Raw genomic sequence first — 2,180 nt, 5'->3', positions numbered from 1 at the left:
TGGCCCGTGCTCTCTGCGCCTCGCTCATCCGCTCCCGCGCCTGGCGTCTCGCTCGCGCGCCCGTACACGCTGACTGCAGCCGCTTCTGAACATGGCGTCTCGCCTGCGCATCGGTACACGCGGGACGCCAGGTTCGCGTGCGGCTGTGGCCGGGCACGAGCCGGGCACGAGCTGGGAGGGAGCCAGGCACGAGCCGGGCACGAGCTGGGCAGGAGCCGCGCCACTGTTCCTCGACTCGACCGGGACGCCACAGGGCCCCGGGCGGCCTCGCCGTGTGGCGGGAGCCCGGGGCCCGTGTGCGTGGGGGTCGGAGTGCAGCCGGTCGGTCAGGACCGGTGGGGATCACTCCTGAGCAGCGTCACTCTTGGGGCAGCGTCACTCATGGAGCACCGTCACTCCTGAGCAGAGTCACTCGGTCACGAACGCCCCGTCGTAGAGGACCGTCGAGGACAGTGTCGGGGTGAGTCCCCCGACGGTGTCGGAGATCGCGACGTACTGCTCGGCGTTGGCCATCACGGTGAACGGCTGCACCTCGTTGAAGACCTCCTGCAGGCGGTTGAGCGCCTCCTTCTGGACGTCGAGGTCGGCGGCGGCCTTGAGGTCGTTGATGGCGGCGGTGAGCTCCGGGTCGTCGATCCCGGTGATGTTGGTCGCCCCGGTCGGGAGCATGCCGCTGGCGAAGGCGGCCGCAGGATCGGCGTCCGAGGTGGCCAGTCCGCCGATCACGATCTCGAAGTCCCCGGTGAACTGGCGTGCCGTGACCTGGGAGACCGGCGCGTTGTCGATCACGACCGTGAACCCGGCCGCGTCCAGCAGCGCCTTGGCCACGACTCCGGCCTCGATGTTCTCGGGACCGTCGCCGATGAGCATGCGCAGGGTGCCGTCCCAGTCCGGGGTGTCGGCCTTGACCTCCTCCACCAGGGCCCGGGCCGCCTCCACGTCGTACGCAGGCCCTTCCTGGCCGTCGTAGAGCCGGGAGGAGTCGGCGACGAGTGCCGAGGTGGCCTGGCCCTCACCGTTGTAGAGGCGCTGGTTCCACAGGTCGCGGTCCAGCGCGGCGGCGACGGCCTGGCGGGCGCGGACGTCGGTCAGGACGCCGTCGTATCCGGCCTTGCCGGAGTTCATGTTGATCACCGAGCCGGAGCTGATGATCTCCTCGAAGCCGCGGACCTCGTCGTCCTGGGCCATGTTCACGAACTTGGCGCCGCGCAGGAAGCCGACCTGGACCTCACCCGTCTGGAACGCGTCATAGGTGCCCTGGGATCCGGGGATGCGGATGAACTTCAGGGTCGGGCAGACGGGACCGCCGTAGTAGTCGGGGTTGGGCTCGAGCACGGTCTCCTGGTCCGGCGTGAAGTCGGCGACGGTGAACGCTCCGGCGCCGATCGGGTTGCTGGCCCACTCCTGCGGGTCGGCGGCCTCGTAGGCGTCCCGGGGGATGACCTCCCCGACGGTCCCGGCGAGCGTGATGGGGAACCCGGCCCACGGGTCGGCGAGCGTGAACTCGACGGTGAGCGGGTCCACCACCCGCGCCTCGGTGATCTCCATGGCCTCGGTCATCGCGACCGACCGGGTGGCGGGGTCCTTGTGCAGGCCCACCGTGAACGCGACGTCCTCCGCGGTGAGCGGGTCGCCGTTGGAGAAGGTCACTCCGTCGCGGAGGGTGAGGGTCCACACGGTGTTGTCGTCGTTGGACTCCAGCGACTCGGCCAGCTTGGGCTCGAACTCCTCGGCCTCCGGGTTCCACACCATGAGCCGGTCGTAGACGGCCGCCGACTGGGCGCCGCCGCGGACGCCGTACTGGCCCTGGCCGGGCGCGAAGCTGGGGAGCATGGAGAACTCGCCCACGGTGATCGTGCCGCCGGCGCGGTCCTCGGTGCAGCGCTCGGACTGGTCCGGCGCGAGGCCCTCGCCGCCGGCCGCGGCGGTCGAGTCGTCCCCGCCCCCGCCACATGCGGTCAGGGTCAGGGTGGCCGCCGCTAGTACGGCCAGTGCGCTGGTGGTGCGCTTCATCGGTTCTCCTCGAGAGGGTGGTGGCACGCGACCTGGTGGCCGGGTGCGATGACGGTCAGCTGTGGGCGTTCGGCTGCGCAGATCTCGGTGGCCCGGGGGCACCGGGTACGGAAGCGGCAACCGGACGGGGGGTCGAGCGGGGAGGGCAGCTCCGAACTCGTGGCGGA

The 2,180-nt window shown here is 71.0% G+C and carries 2 protein-coding genes; both read right to left on the bottom strand.

The annotated features are described in order from the left end of the window. Window positions 1–408: 408 nt before the first annotated feature. Window positions 409–2,013: an ABC transporter substrate-binding protein gene (locus G6018_RS06130; RefSeq protein ID WP_182639173.1), complete on the bottom strand. Its 1,605-nt coding sequence runs from the start codon at window positions 2,011–2,013 to the stop codon at window positions 409–411. Continuing rightward, window positions 2,010–2,180, bottom strand: a 171-nt coding sequence (locus tag G6018_RS06125) for an oligopeptide/dipeptide ABC transporter ATP-binding protein (RefSeq protein WP_347237812.1), incomplete at its 5' end; no start/stop codon positions are given. The genes G6018_RS06130 and G6018_RS06125, both read right to left, overlap by 4 nt.

It is taken from the genome of Dietzia sp. DQ11-44, assembly GCF_014145205.1.
GTDB lineage: Bacteria > Actinomycetota > Actinomycetes > Mycobacteriales > Mycobacteriaceae > Dietzia > Dietzia natronolimnaea.
The sequence above is the reverse complement of the archived record's forward strand: the minus strand, read 5'-3'. Positions and strand labels throughout refer to the sequence as shown.

What these genes read in the sequence shown, in the direction of transcription:
- G6018_RS06130 (WP_182639173.1), bottom strand. Translation starts at nt 2,013, where the DNA reads ATGAAGCGCACCACCAGCGCACTGGCCGTACTAGCGGCGGCCACCCTG.